The following is a 16,243-nucleotide window of genomic DNA, read 5'->3' on the forward strand; positions in this document are numbered from 1 at the left end:
CGCCGCTTCGGCTCAGGCGTAGACGTGCGGCGCCAGGGTCGCGACGAAGGGCACGTTGCGGTACTTCTCGGCGTAGTCGAGGCCGTAGCCGATGACGAACTCGTTGGGCACATCGAAGCCGACGTAGCGGACGTCGATGTCGACCTTGAGGGCCTCGGGCTTGCGCAGCATCGTGCAGATCTCGACCGAGGCGGCCCCGCGCGAGCGCAGGTTCGCCAGCAGCCACGAGAGGGTCAGGCCGGAGTCGATGATGTCCTCGACGATGAGCACATGCTGGTCTTTGAGGTCCGTGTCGAGGTCCTTAAGGATCCGCACGACGCCGGAGGACTTGGTGCCCGAGCCGTAGGAGGAGACCGCCATCCAGTCCATCCGCAGCGGCGCGCGCAGCGCGCGGGCGAGGTCGGCCATCACCATGACCGCGCCCTTGAGCACGCCGACGAGCAGGACGTCCTTGCCTTCGTAATCGCGGTCGATGTCGGCTGCCAGCTCGACGAGCCGGTGCTTGATCTGTGCCTCGGTGACGAGAATCCGCTCGATGTCGGTGCCGAGGTCCTTTTCATCCACAGTGGGTCAGCTCCTTGTCCGCCGGCGACTCCTCGCCCTGCACTGATGCCTGTTGCCGTTCGTGACCAACCCTAGCGCCTATCGGCAGCCGGTGGCGCCTTTGTCCGAGTCCAGCAATCCAACCCAGCAATTCGCGCCCCACTAGTTACCCAACCCGAAGAGAAACTAAGCCTTAGAAGAAATCACCACCGCGCAGGCAAAGCAACCCACACCCAGAAGGAAACGCATGCAGTAAGCTACCAAATAGAAGAAACAGGAGGGCGCCATTGAAACTTACAAAATTCAGGATTGAGAACTACCGCGGCATAAGGGAAGCGCATGCCCAGGATCTTGCCGACTACCCGCTGATCGCGTTAACAGGGAGAAACGGAACAGGGAAGAGTTTAATACTTGAGGCACTAGCTGTCGCCTGGGCCGCAGAAGTGAATCTCCCAGAGTACGTCGGACCGTACGCAAATTCACTCTCGGTAGAGATCGGTATTGAATTATCAGAACGAGAGTACTCGCTACTTGAGACTTGGCTCGATGAAACAGGTCAAGACCCCATTGAAAGATCGTCCGAGCATATTTTAGAGGCCATAGCAACTTCGACACACGAATCAGGACAATACGCTCAAACCGACGCCGTGATCACCGCTCTGCAGAACCCGTATTTTACTCGACGGTTCGCATTCGGCAATATTGATCTCCTATCCGCTCGCCGACAACCAAATCTAGGGCTAGATATTGGAGTCGATCTTTCTCTCCTTGACGCCTCGGAAAACGCTCAAACACGCCGGGAGAATATTCAAGACGAAGTTCGCTGGAAACAACCACAGTACATGCCCGACATCGGCTCATACCTGGCTTCTCTTGACTATAGGGAATACGTCGCTCGCCGCGATGAAGGAGAGGTGGCTAGCGAATACGAGCGACTTCAGGCCATTTTCGAGCGCGCCACCGGCAAGAAGATTAGCAGACCTACCTTCGACTCGCATACCGTCCGTCCCGAGATCCACGTGAAGCTCCCGTCTGGAAAACAACATTCTCTCGTCGAACTTTCAAACGGCGAACGCGAAATGATCGGGATGTTCTACTACATCACTCAACTCTCTTCACGTGGCGGCGTCCTGCTACTGGACGAACCCGAGTCGCACCTACACCCAAGCTTGCAAACTGCAGTCATCGAGGCGATCTCGACTCTCGCTTCCCAGGGGCAGGCGATAATCGTGACACACTCTCCATCGATTATTGGCTCGATGCCAACGAGCCAGATCTGCTCCGTCAGGGGAGCCTGGGAGCTGGACGGCAACCAAGTCAAGTGGGCTCATGATGACACCGACGGATTCGAGCCATTAAGCGAAATCGGAATCAGCGCTACAGACTTACTCCAAATGAGCGCGCTTCTTGTTGTCGAAGGCGCGGACGACGCTAAACGCCTCAGTATGATGTTTCCTGAGGAACTTGCGAGAGTCAAAATCATTGAAGCCGGTAGCAGAGAACAGGTCATCAACGCAGCAAGAACTTTAAACAGAGTTTCTATCGGAGTGCCGCACATATGCGTCATCGATAGAGACTTTTCGACGCCCGAAGATGTCGGCAACCTTGAACGAGAGGGGATCTTCGTTTGGAATGCACGCGCCATGGAAAACATACTTCTCAATCCAGCCCTCGTCGCCGAAAGCTGCAATATTAAAGTTTCTGAAGCGCGTAGCATGATAGCTTCGTGCACCACGCAACTTCTGGACGATGCAATCAAGACATTTACTGTAAACCGCGTTTGCAGTCTCCCTCTCGCACAAGAACCACAATCCGACGAAGGACTGCAAAACCATCTCGAGCACCAAGTCGCGACCTGGAACCACAGACTGCAAATGCGTGAAACCATAGCCGGCGAAGTCGCTGACGAGATACAAAGAGACGCTCACAATCACAGTACTCACTATGTCGACGGCAAAAAGCTGATGGGCGCTGTTCACGGCGCCATTAGACACTTCCGAACAAAGGATCTATTCGCCGAATCGCTGGTCACAACAGCTCGACGAAATCCGGCGATAAGACCCAGCGAGTTAAACCGGTTGATTAACCTCGTGAATGCGGTCGTTAACAACGACTCACAGACTGGTACCGCACGTATAGAGAGTGTGGATGCACGTGTCCAACAGAAACTGCCGGGAGCGGTATTCGTTCCTCGCCTCAACAGGGCCGATAACGAGGAGAACGACATCTGTTAAAGCTAAAGAAGCGCTCGACCGATAAAGCGAGCAATCCTCCTAGTTTTCAAGGACTCTACCTTCGACCTCACCTTAGTTGCGGTCGAAGGAACCGCAGGCCCGCCGGGCCCTGCCCGCGCACCGTGCGCACCACCTCGGCGGCGGCTGGGACCGAGACGGCGCCTAGCCTGCGGCCGGTGGCCAGCGCGTCGACAGCGGCGATGTGGGCGGCGGTGACTTCCTGGGCGCGGCCGGTGCACTCATGCAGCCAGGCGCGCACCACGCGGGTGCGGATCGCTGCGGGCAGATCGGCAAGCCTCGGGTGCGTCTCCGTGCCCGAGGTGTGGGTGGCGGTGGCCTCGGCCGCCCAGTCATCGAGGGCATCGGTGTCGGCGGCCAGCTGCGTGCCGGTGCGAGCGAGGGCGTCGGCGACACCGGGGCCGAGCGCAGCTTCGAGTGCGGGCAGCGCCTGTTGGCGGACGCGCACCCGGGTGTAGGCCGCGTCGTCGTTCATCGGGTCGTGCCACACCGGCAGGTGCCGGGCCGCAGCCGAGGCCGCAGTCTGCGCGCGGGTGATCTCCAGCAGCGGCCGCCACACCGGGCAGTCGGCGACGGTGCTGACAGCCCGCATCCCGGCCAGAGACCTGGCACCGGAGCCGCGGGCCAGCCCGAGGAGGACGGTTTCGGCCTGGTCATCGCGGGTGTGGGCGGTGAGCACGGCGGTGGCGCCAAGCTTACGGCGGTGGTCGTCCAGTGCGGTGTAGCGGGTGGTGCGGGCGGCGGCTTCGAGGCCCTCTGGCCCGGCGGTGACCGGGTGAGTGAGGACGGCCGTCGGCAGGCCGCGATCGGTGAGGTGATCGCGGACCTGGGCGCAGACATCGGCGCTGGCCGGCTGCAACCCATGGTCGACGGTCGCTGCTGTGATCTCGACTGCCCGGCCGGCAGCTGTCAGGCCGGCGGGCCGGGTGGTGAAGAAAGCGGCGGCATCGGCAAGGGCGAGGGAGTCGGCTCCCCCGGAGACGGCGATGATGAGCCGGACCGGGACTTCTTCTGCTTCGGGTCCGGGGGCGGGCAATGCGGCGACGGCGGCGTCGAGGAAGCCCAGCAGCGCATTCCGGATCGTGGCCGTGGCCGCATCGAGCCGCGGGCGCCTGCTTCTCACGTCTGCTCCGGCGGGTTCGGGTTGTCCGGCGCGTCGAGGACGCGGGCGACCCAGTCGGCGGGGTGTTCGATCTCATGCAGGCTCGGCAGGTTGCCTGGCGATTCCCACACGCGGTTGAGCCCAGCGTGGCCGCGCGTGCGCACGACGGCGCGGACGAACGCGGCACCGCGGGTGTACTGGGCGAGCTTCTCGTCGATGCCGAGCACTCGGTTGATGATCGCTTTGATGCCGGTGGCCGAGTGCCGGTGGGTGTCGAAGGCAGCGCGGATGCGGCGCACGCTGGGGATGACGCCGGGGCCGACGGCGTCCATGACGACATCGGCGTGGCCTTCGAGCAGGCTCATGAGCGCGGTGACCTCATCGAGCAGTTCGGCATGCCGGGGCCCGATGAGCGTGTCGATGATGCTTGTGTCGTCTCTCAGGGCGCGGGCGAGCGCGGCAAGGGTCTCGACGAGTCCGGGATTCTCGATGCCGTCGGGCTGATCGGACGTGCCGGGCAGGCCGCCGGCGATGACAGGGGCGAGGAAGGCCTGCATCCGCTCCTGCAGATGAGCCTGCAGCCAGGGGGCGGCGGCGAACTGGACATGGTGGGTGCGTTCGTGCACGGCGACCCACAGCCGGAAGTCCCGGGCGGGGACTTTGAGTTCGCGTTCGACGGTGAGGATGTTCGGGGCTACGAGCAGCAGCCGGCCGCCAGCGGTGAAGGGGTCGAACTGGCCGAGCACCCGCGAACCGACGATCGCCAGAGCTGCGCCCATCTCCACCGAGCTGGCCCACCTCTGGGTGCGGCTGGGATCGCCTGTCCCGGTGGCTGCTGCGGCGTCGGCGAGGACGCGGCCGAAGGACTGGGCGTTGGCTTCGACCCAGCTGAGCCGGTCGACGATGAGCGTGCTGCCTTCGGCGAGCCGGCGCCTGATCCGGGTATCGGTCTCGGTGTCCATCCGCATGACGGTGAGCACGAGGTCGACGGCGGTCTCAGCGTCCTCGCGCAGCTCCTCGACCAGCGCTGCCGCATCTGCCGGTCCGGGCAGCCGGCCGGCGCCGAGGAGTTCGGCTGCGGTCTGGCGGACGGCGTCGACGGACACCCAGCCGGAGGCCGACGACTCGCCGGCCGCCTGCTCGCGGGCCGCCTGTTCGTGACCGCCGAGGGTGGTCATGAGCAGCCGCATTCTGCGAGCAGGGTGACGGCTTCGTCGAAGACCTCGCGTCCGCGTCCGGCCGTGCCCGGGGAGAGGTCATCGGCCATGAGGGAGAAGACGAGCAGCCGGCCGTCTGCGGTGAGCACGGTGCCGGCCAGACTCGTGACGGTGCGCAGCGTGCCGGTCTTGGCGTTGACCCGCCCGGCGGCCGGGGTCGTCTCCGGGTCCTCGTAGCGTTCGGCCAGGGTGCCCGACAGCCCTCCGACGGGCATGCCGGGGATCAGCCGGGAGAGGTCGCCGTCGGAGGCGGCCGCGGCCTGGATGAGGGTGGTGAGGTCGTGGGCGGAGATCCGGTTGCCGTAGTTGAGCCCGGAGACGTCCTCCAGGGCGATCGACCCGGTGTCGAGTCCGGCGCCGCGCAGCGTCTCGATGACCGCCAGCGGTGCCTCGGCACCGGAGCCGGGCTTGCCGGCGGCGAGCGCGACCTCCCGGCCGAGCACCTCGGCGGAGACGTTGTCGCTGGCGAGCAGCATGTTCTGCACGACCGCGGACACCGGCGCGGACTCGACCTGGGCGAGCTCCTCGGCACCGTCGCCGGCCGCGGCGGGTTCGCCCACCTCGGCGTCGATGCCGTGGGTGGCGAGCGCCTCGGCGAACTGGTCGACGGCCACCTGCACGGGGTCGGCGTGCCGGGGTGCCCCGCGCTGCAGATTCGTCCAGCCGGATTCGGTCATGAGCGGGCTGATGTTGGTGATGAACCCGTGGCCGATGTCGGCAGGCTCCCAGCCGTCGTTGAAGGTCGGGCCGGTGTAGCGCGAGACGTCGGCTGACAGCTGCACGGAGCCGATGCCGCGCGTTTTGAGCTGTTCGGCGGTCTCCTCAGCTAGGGTCGCCAGGCCGGCATGGCCCATCACCTGCATGGGATCGGACTCTCCGGGCCCGAGCAGCACGTCGCCGCCGCCGATCAGGTGCAGCTGGGCAGGCGCGCCGTCTGTGCTGGTGAGCGCTGCAGTGGTGGTGAACCGGGATTCGCCGCCGAGGCTTAAGAGCGCGGCCGCACCGGTGAGCACCTTCGTCACCGAGGCCGGGGTCTTCGCGCTGGCCTCCCCGCGGGTGTAGAGGACGTCGCCGGTGGCCGCATCACGGATGTCGATGCTGAGTTTGCCGGTCATCCGCTCGTCGTCGAACAGCTCATCGAGTCGGCTGGTCAGGTCTGCCGGCACCGGCGCCGAGGTGTTCAGCGGGCCGGCGAGCTGCTGCTGGCCGGCGTTCGCTTCGGGTTTGGGCACAGGGTCGATGTGGATCGGTTCGGTGACCGTCAGGATGCCGGGCACCCGGTCGTAGGCGTCAGCGACTCCGTACCCGGCCAGCAGCGCCAGCGCAGCTCCGGCTGCGATGCCGCCGGTGAGCCGGCGACGGCTGCCGGCTGTGCGCCGGGTGGATCGGGTGTGGGCCACTGTCGGGTTCTTTCGCATTGCGGTCAGGGAGCGCGGCCTGTGGGGCGGTGCTGTGTGCCGGCGGCGCATTCACTATGCTAGGTGAGTTCGGTGCGATTGCCGAAGCGCCGCCGACCGCCCATCCGACCGATGTCACCTCAGAGTTGACCAAGGAGACGCAATGGAACTGCTCGCAACTGTCGAGATCCCCAAGGGGTCGCGCAATAAGTACGAAGTCGACCACGAGACCGGCCGGGTCAAGCTCGACCGCTACCTCTACACCTCGATGGAGTACCCGGCCGACTACGGCTACTTCGAGGACACCCTCGGTGAAGACGGCGACCCGCTCGATGTGCTCGTGCTGCTGACCGAGTCGGTGTTCCCCGGCTGCCAGGTCGATGTGCGCCCGATCGGCATGTTCAAGATGGAAGATGAGGCCGGCGGCGATGACAAGGTCCTCGGCGTGGTCGCAGGCGACCCGCGCTGGGATTCCTACACCGACGTCGAGGATGTCGATAAGTTCACCCTCGATGCGATCGAGCACTTCTTCGTTCACTACAAGGACCTGGAGCCGGGCAAGTACGTCAAGGGCTCCTCGTGGGTCGGCCGCGCCGAAGCCGAGGCGGAGATCGAGGCCTCGATCAAACGCTTCCAGTCCGAGGGGCACTGACAGCCCGAGGGCACTGACAGTTCGACGGCCGCTGAGCCCCCAGTGAGCCCGCTGCAGCGCTGACAGAGCCCGCTGCAGCGCTGAGACGCACCTGATCCGGCGGCCTGTTCCACGAGGCGGACAGGCCGCCGCCCCGTCTGCAGGCCGCAGCCGGCAGCCACGGTGCCGGTGCCACCTGGGGCTTCACCGCCTCGGCCCCGGTGAGCCGTGACGACGCGCTCCGCCACCGGCAGGCGACTTAGGTTAGGCTAAGGAGCACAGGTATTGTCAGTGTGGGATTCTTCACGTATGCATCTTGACCACGTCTCCTTCGCAAGCGAACCCGACGGCTACGAGAAGACCGCGGCCAGAATCGCCGAAAAGCTGGGCATCGAGGCCTACGACGGCGGCGTGCATCCGCGCTTCGGCACCCGCAACCTCATCTTCCCGCTCGCCGACGGGCACTATGTCGAGGTCGTCGAAGCCCTCGAACATCCCGCAGCACTGTCGACGCCGTTCGGTCAGGCTGTGCGCGCCCGCAGCGAACTCGGCGGCGGCTGGATGGGCTGGTGCGTGGCCGTCGATGACCTCGACCCGATCGAGGAGCGGCTTGAGCGCAAGGCGGTGGACGGCAACCGCACGCCCGACACCGGTGTCGAGCTTTTGTGGAAGCAGATCGGCATCAAAGGCCTCATCGCCGATCCGCAGCTGCCCTTCTTCATCCGCTGGGTCTCCTCGGCGGACGAGCATCCGTCTGCCCGCGGCGCCGGCTGCGGGGTGTCGATCACCTCGCTCAAGATCGCCGGCGACCGCGACCGGCTGCGTGACTGGCTCGGCACCCAGGACAAGAAGCCGATCTCCGAGATCGGCATCGACTGGGACTCCCCGCACGGCACGCCCGGTCTCATGTCGGTGACCTTCGAGACCCCGAACGGCACCGTCACGATCTGATCAGCTTCGCCGGAGAACGCACCGGCCGCTCATGCTGTGCGCGCGGTCAGCCTCGCGGGTCGACCATGGCGAGCACCTCGGGAGCGAGGAACCCGACGATGTCGATGGCCGTGTGAGCCGCGACGAAGGGCATGACCCGGCGGATACGCAGGTAGACCGCGCCGAAGATGAGGCCCATGACGACGTTGCCGATGAACGGGCCGACGCCCTGGTACAGGTGGTAGCTGCCGCGGGCGAGCGCGAGGGCGATGATGATGGCCCACGGTGCCCAGCGGAGCTTGGCGAGCCGGTCGAAGCCGTAGCCGAGCAGCAGCACCTCTTCGAGGATGCCGTTCTTGGCGGCCGACAGGATGAGCACCGGGATCGTCCACCAGTAGGCGCCGAGGTTGTTCGGCAGCACCTCGGCGGTGACCCCGGCCAGCCGCCCGGCGAAGTACACCCCGAGCGTGCCGATGCCGATGATGAAGAACAGCCCGAGTCCCCACCCGGCATCCCGGCCCGGTGCCCGGAAGTCCAGGCCCATGCGGGTGAGCGCCGGGCGGGTGTCGGCGGAGGGATCGAGGCTGCCTGACTGCTTGTAGAGCACATCGCGGTTCATCAGCCAGATCGCCAGCAGCACCGGCACGAGCGCGAACCCGATGCCCATGAGCTGGTAGGTCAGGTCGAACCACGGCCGGGGCGAGGCCTCAGTGTTGAGCTTCGCCTGCGCCTCAGCCAGCGGCCCCCGCGAGACGGTGTCGAGCAGGTTCACCACCGCATACGCCGCCGACTTCCCCAGCGACAGCGCAGCGACGACGAGCAGCTCGACACCGAAGCGCGGGCGGATCACTCCGGCTTCTCCCCCGCTCCCGAGGTGCCGGTCTCGCCGCTGTCCGAGGTGGTGTCGTCCGCAGAACCGTCCGTGCCCGAGGCTGCGTGCGTGCCCGAGGTGCGGGTCGCCTCGGCGTCGGTCGCAGACGCGGCGGGTGCATCGGCTGGGGCCTCGTCAGAGGCGTCGACCGTGGTGTCAGCTCGAACCTCACTCGCTGCCTCGCCAGCCGCGGTGCTGCCTGCCGCGGTGCTGCCTGCCGCCGAGCGTCCAGCAGCCGCGGCGGCGGCAGCTGCTTTCTTCTGCTCGGCTTCGGCCTCGGCCTGGTCGATGACGTGCGAGCGGCTCATGTCCTTGATGGTCCGGCGTTCGCTGCGGCGCTCCTTGACGCTTTCGAGCAGCAGGTACAGCACCGGCACGAGGATGAGGGTCAGCAGCGTCGAACTCACCAGGCCGCCGATGACGACGATCGCCAGCGGCTTGGAGATGAGCATGCCCTCACCGGAGATCCCCAGCGCCATCGGCACGAGCGCGAAGATCGTCGCCGCAGCAGTCATGAGGATCGGCCGGTAGCGCAACCGCGCACCGTGGATGACCGCAGTCCGCAGCTCGACGCCGTGGCGGCGGAAGTGGTTGATGAGGTCGATGAGCACGATCGCGTTCGTCACCACGATGCCGACGAGCATGAGCAGGCCGACCATCGACGTCATACCCAGAGGCGTGTCCGTCAGCAGCGACAGGCCGATCGAGCCGGTCGCCGCGAACGGGATCGACACGAGCAGAATGAGCGGCTGCAGCAGCGACTTGAAGGTTGCCACCAGGATGACGAAGGTGATGAGAATCGCCGCCAGCAGCGCGAGTCCCATCTGCGTGAACGCCTCCTGCTGCTCGGCTGTCGCTCCGCCGAAGTCGACGGTCACACCCTGCGGGGTGTCGACATCGGCAGCGGCTTTCTGCACCGCCTGGCTGGCCGCACCCAGGTCGTTGCCGGCCGGGGTGATGGTCACCGTGACCGAACGCTGGCCCTCCGTGTGGCGGATCTCAGCGGGCGTCTCGGTGCGGTTGACCTCGGCGATCTCTGAGAGCTTGACCGTCTCGGTCTCCGGTTCCGGCACGGGGGCTGGGGCCGGAGCGCCGGGCATCATGCCCGCGTCGGTGTCCTGGCCCATGTCACCGGCACCGTCCTGGCCGGTGCCTGAGGCACCAGCACCGGCGGACGCCTGGGCCGTCACGGGGATCTCGAGGTCTTCGAGCTCCTTGACTGTCGAGACGTCGCCGGCGTGCAGCACGACGCGGTGGCCGAGGTTGTCGATGACGACGTTGCCGATCTGCTGACCGTTCATCGCCCGCTGCACGACCTGGCCGACTGTCGCCTCATCGAGGCCCTCTTCGGCGGCCTTCTTGCGGTCGATGTCGACTTCGAGGGTCGGCTGGGTGGCCTCCAGGTCGGTGGTCACCGACTGCACCTCATCGAGGTCGCGCACCGCATGAGCGATGTCCTCGCTGGCGGTGGCGAGCTTGTCGTTGTCCGATCCGGTGACCGAGACCTCAATGTCGTTGCTCATGCCGCCGCCCTCGCTCTGGATGGTGAGCTCGCCGGCGCCGTCGAGATCCTCGAAGTCCTCCTCCAGCTTCGCCGACAGGTCCTTGATGCTCACCCCGGGCTTGAGGTTGAGCAGGTGGGTGCCGACCGTAGCGTCGCCGCCCATCGAATCGTCACCGATCGAGAGCTGGTAGGACTCGATCTCGTCGTAGTTCTCGAACACGTCCTCGACGATCGCGGCCTGCTCGCCGGACTCCTCCAGTGAGCTGCCGGCGTCGAAGCTCTGCTCGACCTGCAGGAAGTCCTGCCCGGTGTCGGGGAACAGCTCGGTTTTCAGCTGCGGGATCATGAACACGGTGCCGGCGAGCACAAGCACCGCGATGATGAGCGTGATGACCGGGTGCTTCGTCGAGGCGGAGATGAACGGAACGTAGGTCTTCTGCAGCCGGGTGACCGGCGAGCGCAGCGCGGCGAGCTCGTCGACGTCACTGCCGGGTTGTGCACCGGCGGCCGTGCCCGAGGCGGTGGCAGCTGTCGGGGCGGCGGTCGCGGCAGTGCCACCGGCTGCGGTTCGGGTGGGTGCGGTTCCGTCGGATTCGCCGATGATCGGCAGTTCGCTCGTCGCATGCCGCCCGGCTGGGGCCTCGATGGAGACCGGGCGCTTGCGGACGGCTTTGCGCTCGGATTTCCACTGCCGAAGGTTGGCCTTGCGGTCGGCGCGGATCTGCTGCTTCTGCGCGCGGGTGAGCTTGACGCGGGATTCGCGGTCGCGCAGGAACCAGTAGGCGAGCACCGGCACGATGGTGAGTGCCACGAGCAGTGAGGCGGCCAACGCGATCGCCGCGGTTAAGGCGAAGGGCCGGAACATCTCACCGGTCTGGCCGGAGACGAAGATCATCGGCACGAACACGGCCATCGTCGTCAGGGTCGAGGCGGTGATGGCGCCGGCGACCTCGGAGACGGCTCCCATGATCGAGGTGAATTTCGTCCCGCCCTGGGCGTGGCGTCTGCGGATCGCCTCGATGACGACGATCGAGTCGTCGACGACGCGGCCGATCGAGATCGTCAGCGCCGCCAGGGTGAGCATGTTGAGGCTGTAGCCGCTCAGCCACAGGCTCAAGAGGGTGACGAGCAGTGAGAGCGGGATCGAGATCGCGGTGATGATCGTCGCGCGCACCGAGAGCAGGAACACGAGGATGACGAGGACGGCGAAGATGAGGCCGAAGACGCCCTCGTTGACGAGATCGTCGATCGACTGTTTGATGAAGGGCGCCTGGTCGAAGACGGTATGGAACTCGACGTTGTCGCTCATCCGCTCCGTGACATCCGGCAGCTTCTCAGCCACGGCATCGGAGATTTCGACGATGTTGCCATCAGGCTTCTTCATCACCATCAGTGACAGCGCCGGTTCGCCGTTGGTGCGCGAGATCGACTGGGAGTCGGCCTCCCGCAGCTCGACTGTCGCGACGTCCTTGAGCAGCACCGGTTCGTCCTTACCGGGCAGGGCGAGGTTGGCGATCTGGTCGACACTGGTCAGCCGGGCGCCGACGGACACCGGGGTGGTCTTGCCCTCATCGACGAGGTCGCCTGCCGAGGTGGGGATGCCGTTGGCCTGCAGGATCCCCGCAAGTGCATCTGGGCTTAAGCCCTCGTCTTCGAGTTTGTCCTCATCGGCTTCGATCGAGACTTCCTTGACCGGTGCGCCGGTGACGTCGACGGCACGGACGCCGTCGACGCGCTTGAGCTCAGGCACGGCGACGTCGTCGAGCTCCTGAGCGAGCGCCTCGGGATCATCGGAGCCGGTGACGGTGAGCATCGCGATCGGGATGTCGGCTGTCGACGCGGAGAACACCTCGGGCTCGGAGCCGTCGGGCAGCTGCGGCTGGGCCTGGGAGACGGCGCGCTGGAGCTGCCGGACGATCTCATCAGAGGAGGTTCCGTACTTCGTCTCGACGATGACCTGGGAGGACCCGGCCGTCGAGACGGAGGAGACCTTCTCCACCTCCGCGACATTGTTCAGTGCGGCTTCGAGCGGCTCGGTGACCTCCGTCTCTACCGCCTCGGGGCTGGCACCGTCGTAGGAGGTGGTGACGAAGGCCTGCGGCATCTGCAGGTCGGGGAAGAGCTCCTTCTTCATCTGGGCGGTGGCGATGAGGCCGAACCCGATCGCGATGACGGAGATGAGCGCGATGAGCGCCCGGTTGCGCAGACTCACACGGGTGAGCAGGTTCATATGTGTCCTTCACATGTGGGTGTTGGAGTTCGGCTGCCTGAGGGCCGGCCTCCAGCGGCGGGGACTGTTGTCTTCAGCCTACGGACAGCTTGCCACAGCGACACTGCGGGTGTCCGGCCGGGTGGGTCGGGTTTTCCCCACCTGACCACCCCCATGTTAGTTGCTGCACTAGTGAACCATTCAACCGGAGGTTCTGCCGGCTGGCCGCCCGTCGCTCACCGGGCCGGTGCCTCGGCGGTGGGCAAAGTCTCCCGGCCGGGAGCCCATGCGAGTGCCGCGAGCAGTGCGAGCACTCCGGTGAGTGCGAAGGCAAAGGCGTAGCCGCTGGCGTCGACGAGCATGCCGGCCAGGATCGGGCCGAGGATGGCGCCGGCGTCCATCGCCATCTGGTAGCGGGAGAACACGGTGCCGGACTTGCGGGTCGAGCCGACGATGTCGGACAGCGCGGCCTGCTGGGCGGGGTTGAGCAGGCCTGCGCCGATGCCGGCGATGACGGAGAGGGCGTAGAACACCCACACCGACGGGCTGAGGCCCAGCACGATCGTGGCCGCGCCCATGATGATGAGGCCGGTGACGATGAAGGGCTTGCGACCGTGGAAGTCGGAGTAGCGACCGACGACGCGCACGGCGGCGAAGTTGCCCAGGGCGAAGAACGTCAGCGCCAGCCCGGCGGTCTTGGGTCCGGCGCTGAGCACGTGGAGGGCGAAGAGCGGGTAGAGGGCCACGCGGATTCCCATCGACGCCCAGCCGTGGACGAATCCGGACAGCAGAGCCGCCCGGTAGGCGGAGTCGCGCCAGGCTTCGCGGAAGCCCATCCGCGAGGTGTCCAAAGCCTTGGCGCCCGAGGCGGTTCGCTCCTCGTCGCGGTCCGCGCTGGTGGCCAGCGCGTCGATGCGGGTGGCGTCAAGGCGCAGCCACACGATCACGGCAGCGATGACGAGGGCGACGGCGTAGACGATGAACGGCACGCGCATCCCCCACCCTGCCATGAGACCGCCGACGACGGGGCCTGCGATGTTGCCGACGAGGAAGGCGGTGGCGTAGGCGCTGGTCGCCCGGGCGCGCTGGCGGACCGGGGCGATGCGGACGATGAGGGCCATCGCCGAGACGGTGAACATCGTTGAGCCGAGTCCGCCGAGGCCGCGGAAGATCAGCAGCTGCCAGTAGTTCTGGGCGAGTGCGACGGCGAAGGTGGAGGCGGCGACGATGAGCAGGCCGGTGATGTAGACCCGGCGCTCGCCGAGTGTGTTGACGAGGCTGCCGCCGGCAGGGGCGAAGACGAACCGGAAGAATGCGAATGAGCTCACGACGATGGTCGCGGCGGTGACGCCGAGATCGAAGCTCTCGGCGAACTGCGGCAGCACCGGGGCGATAATGCCGTAGCCGATGGCGACCGTGAAGGCCGCTGCGACGAGAACGGTGATCTCACCGGGCAGCGGCTGCCGGGAGGTGGCAGATGCGGGGTGGCTCACCTACCGCCGGTCCTTCTTCTTCGCCTTCTTCCTCGCCTTCTGGGCGGACTTCTTCGCCTGTTCTTCAGCCTTCTTGGCAGCCTTCTTCGCAGCTTTCTTGGCGGTCTTCTTCGCGGCCGTCGTGGCCGCCTTCTCGTCGGCGCGCTCCCCTGCTGGATGGACGGCGTCGGCGCTCTCCGCAGCCACCGCCTCGGGCCCGGGCAGGGTGGAGAGGAACTGGCTGGGGTCCTTCGGTGGGCGGCGGGAGGTCTCCAGGCGCTTGCGGAAGGCCGGGTCGATGTCGCCGACGTAGAGCCAGCCCATGAGGAGTTCGTTCTCGTTCAGCCCGTGCAGGGCGCGCACGGCCGGGGCGTTGGCGTCGAGTCCGGTGCGCCACATCACGCCCCACCCGGCCTGCCAGAGGGCGAGCTCGAGCAAGTGGGCGGCACCGGCGGCGGTGGCGTGCTGCTCCCATACGGGCACCTTCGGGTGCTCGGTCGGTGAGGCGATGACGGCGATGAGCAGCTCGGCACGCAGCGGTTTGGGGTTCGGCTTGTCACCGGGTTCGCGTCCGGCGGCTGCGTCGAGGGCCGCACCGAGCCGGAGGCGGTCGTCACCGCGGATCGTCAGCAGTCGCCACGGTCTGAGCGCCTTGTGATCGGCGACCGGGGTGACGGCGTCGAGGAGGGTGAGGAGCTCGTCGTCGTTCGGGGTCTGCGGACCGACCTTCGAGATCGAACGGCGGGCGGCCATCGCGGCCAGCACCGGGTCGTCGAAGCGAGCGGCGGCAGGCTGTGGGTGGCTCATCACTGCATCCATTCAGCGTAGGCGCGCCGGGCGGCGGCGAGCTTGGGGTCGACGATGAACATGCAGTATCCATTGAACCGGTTGCGCTGGTAGAAGTCCTGGTGGATGTCCTCGGCGACGTGGAAGTCGCCCAGCGGTTCGAGGGTGGTGACGATCGGTTCCGCGTAGAGCTCCTGGGCGTCTTCGATGGCGGCGGCGAAGCGCTGCCGTTCGTCCTCGCTGCGGTAGAACATCGCCGAACGGTACTGGGTGCCCACGTCGTTGCCCTGCCGGTTGAGGCTCGTCGGGTCATGCGAGGTGAAGAACATCGAGAGGATCACGTCATCGCTGATGATGTCCTCGTCGAAGGTCACCTGCAGGGCTTCGGCATGGCCGGTGGTGCCCGAGCACACGGAGTAGTAGTCCGGGTCGGGGGTGTGACCGCCGGTGTAGCCGCTGATGACGGAGTCGACGCCGCGGGTCTGCCGGTAGATGGCCTCCAAGCACCAGAAGCACCCTGCGGCCAGAGTCAAAGTCTGCATATTCGTCGGAACCACGCCGGCCGGCGGGTTATTCCAGGGGTGCTGCAGTCGACGCACGACTCGAAAGTTGCAGACCAGGACGAGTGTGCTTGTCATCTGAACGCGGAAGCGCAACACCAATGATGCAACCTAAGTTGCCGCGGCCACGGCAGGACGAGTAAGGGTTTCGGCTCAAAGCGGCAACTGTCAAGACTCGAACATCAGCACCGTGCAACCGATGAGAACCAGTGATGCATGGTGCAACAGTCAGGCCACCCGAAATCGTTTAAGCGCACCTTGCCGAGTCATGCCGAGCACATCGCCGATCGACTGCCACGTGTGTCCTGCCCGTCGGGCAGAAGCAACAGCATCTCTAAGCGACGCCTCCGCACCCTCCACGTCCATCGCAGCCACCGCAACACGCGCCAGTTCTCCCGACACTGAGGCAATCGGATCCGGGCCATCTCCAGATTCGATTTCTGCGAGCCGGTCTTCATCGCTGCGCATCGCTGATCCCCCACTTTCGCCGCAGGAACTTGGGCCGAACCGGCATCGCATGGAAGACCCCACTTGACCGGTTCACCGCGACCTCTAGAAGCGAACCGTCCCGAGCAGACCCGACCACCATCCTGTAGTCATCAAAGAAATGCACGGTTATCACATTGACAAGAGCATGACGAATGTCCTCGGGCCGAACCCCGTGCTTGAGAGCACTGCCCTTGACTTCCATCTACACTCTACTTTTTGGTAATTCTAGTTACCGGAACTCAAGTTGTCAACGACAGTTACCATGCGGATCTTGGGCGCA

The 16,243-nt window shown here is 65.9% G+C and carries 11 protein-coding genes and 1 pseudogene; 3 read left to right on the forward strand and 9 right to left on the reverse strand.

Features of this window, described 5'->3' with window-relative positions; all coding sequences use genetic code 11:
* Positions 1–12 precede the first annotated feature (12 nt).
* A complete protein-coding gene (hpt, locus tag M3B11_RS00130; protein ID WP_259874412.1) occupies positions 13–564 on the reverse strand; it encodes a hypoxanthine phosphoribosyltransferase in 552 nt (183 codons plus the stop codon).
* A gap of 266 nt (positions 565–830) precedes the next feature.
* Here hpt and M3B11_RS00135 point away from each other — a divergent pair, with 266 nt between their 5' ends.
* Entirely contained in the window at positions 831–2,777 is a 1,947-nt protein-coding gene (locus tag M3B11_RS00135) for an ATP-dependent endonuclease (RefSeq protein WP_259874414.1), read from the forward strand.
* A 67-nt stretch (positions 2,778–2,844) separates the two neighbouring features.
* Here M3B11_RS00135 and tilS read toward each other — a convergent pair whose 3' ends face one another.
* From tilS to dacB, 3 genes are read right to left on the reverse strand one after another with little or no spacing between them, the layout of a single operon-like run.
* Entirely contained in the window at positions 2,845–3,918 is a 1,074-nt protein-coding gene (tilS, locus tag M3B11_RS00140) for a tRNA lysidine(34) synthetase TilS (protein WP_259874415.1), read from the reverse strand.
* On the reverse strand, positions 3,915–5,075 hold the full coding sequence (locus tag M3B11_RS00145; protein ID WP_259874417.1) for a zinc-dependent metalloprotease: 1,161 nt from the start codon (positions 5,073–5,075) through the stop codon (positions 3,915–3,917). The genes tilS and M3B11_RS00145 overlap by 4 nt, the downstream gene beginning before the upstream one ends.
* Entirely contained in the window at positions 5,072–6,514 is a 1,443-nt protein-coding gene (gene dacB / locus M3B11_RS00150) for a D-alanyl-D-alanine carboxypeptidase/D-alanyl-D-alanine-endopeptidase (protein WP_259874419.1), read from the reverse strand. Before dacB ends, M3B11_RS00145 begins: the two co-directional genes overlap by 4 nt.
* A gap of 160 nt (positions 6,515–6,674) precedes the next feature.
* Between dacB and M3B11_RS00155 the strand changes: the two genes are divergently transcribed.
* Both M3B11_RS00155 and M3B11_RS00160 read left to right on the forward strand, forming a co-directional pair.
* Complete coding sequence (locus tag M3B11_RS00155) at positions 6,675–7,163, forward strand: inorganic diphosphatase (RefSeq protein ID WP_217006920.1); 489 nt, start codon at positions 6,675–6,677, stop codon at positions 7,161–7,163.
* A 288-nt stretch (positions 7,164–7,451) separates the two neighbouring features.
* A complete protein-coding gene (locus M3B11_RS00160; protein ID WP_217006919.1) occupies positions 7,452–8,093 on the forward strand; it encodes a VOC family protein in 642 nt (213 codons plus the stop codon).
* A 46-nt stretch (positions 8,094–8,139) separates the two neighbouring features.
* Here M3B11_RS00160 and M3B11_RS00165 read toward each other — a convergent pair whose 3' ends face one another.
* The 5 genes and pseudogenes from M3B11_RS00165 to msrA form a co-directional block, all read right to left on the reverse strand.
* On the reverse strand, positions 8,140–8,922 hold the full coding sequence (locus M3B11_RS00165; protein ID WP_259874421.1) for a CPBP family intramembrane glutamic endopeptidase: 783 nt from the start codon (positions 8,920–8,922) through the stop codon (positions 8,140–8,142).
* On the reverse strand, positions 8,919–12,677 hold the full coding sequence (locus M3B11_RS00170; protein ID WP_259874423.1) for an efflux RND transporter permease subunit: 3,759 nt from the start codon (positions 12,675–12,677) through the stop codon (positions 8,919–8,921). The genes M3B11_RS00165 and M3B11_RS00170 overlap by 4 nt, the downstream gene beginning before the upstream one ends.
* 215 nt (positions 12,678–12,892) lie before the next feature.
* The gene (locus M3B11_RS00175) at positions 12,893–14,149 is read right to left on the reverse strand and encodes an MFS transporter (RefSeq protein WP_259874425.1); all 1,257 of its coding nucleotides are present in this window, start codon (positions 14,147–14,149) and stop codon (positions 12,893–12,895) included.
* A gap of 198 nt (positions 14,150–14,347) precedes the next feature.
* Positions 14,348–14,881, reverse strand: a pseudogene (locus tag M3B11_RS00180) (nitroreductase family protein); the annotation flags it as partial.
* Positions 14,882–14,934: 53 nt separating this feature from the next.
* On the reverse strand, positions 14,935–15,456 hold the full coding sequence (gene msrA, locus M3B11_RS00185; protein ID WP_259854542.1) for a peptide-methionine (S)-S-oxide reductase MsrA: 522 nt from the start codon (positions 15,454–15,456) through the stop codon (positions 14,935–14,937).
* Positions 15,457–16,243 lie beyond the last annotated feature (787 nt).

Source organism: Brevibacterium sp. p3-SID960 (assembly GCF_025144725.1).
GTDB lineage: Bacteria > Actinomycetota > Actinomycetes > Actinomycetales > Brevibacteriaceae > Brevibacterium.

What these genes read in the sequence shown, in the direction of transcription:
- M3B11_RS00170 (WP_259874423.1), bottom strand. Translation starts at nt 12,677, where the DNA reads ATGAACCTGCTCACCCGTGTGAGTCTGCGCAACCGGGCGCTCATCGCG.
- M3B11_RS00160 (WP_217006919.1), top strand. Translation starts at nt 7,452, where the DNA reads ATGCATCTTGACCACGTCTCCTTCGCAAGCGAACCCGACGGCTACGAG.
- msrA (WP_259854542.1), bottom strand. Translation starts at nt 15,456, where the DNA reads ATGCAGACTTTGACTCTGGCCGCAGGGTGCTTCTGGTGCTTGGAGGCC.
- M3B11_RS00155 (WP_217006920.1), top strand. Translation starts at nt 6,675, where the DNA reads ATGGAACTGCTCGCAACTGTCGAGATCCCCAAGGGGTCGCGCAATAAG.
- M3B11_RS00145 (WP_259874417.1), bottom strand. Translation starts at nt 5,075, where the DNA reads ATGACCACCCTCGGCGGTCACGAACAGGCGGCCCGCGAGCAGGCGGCC.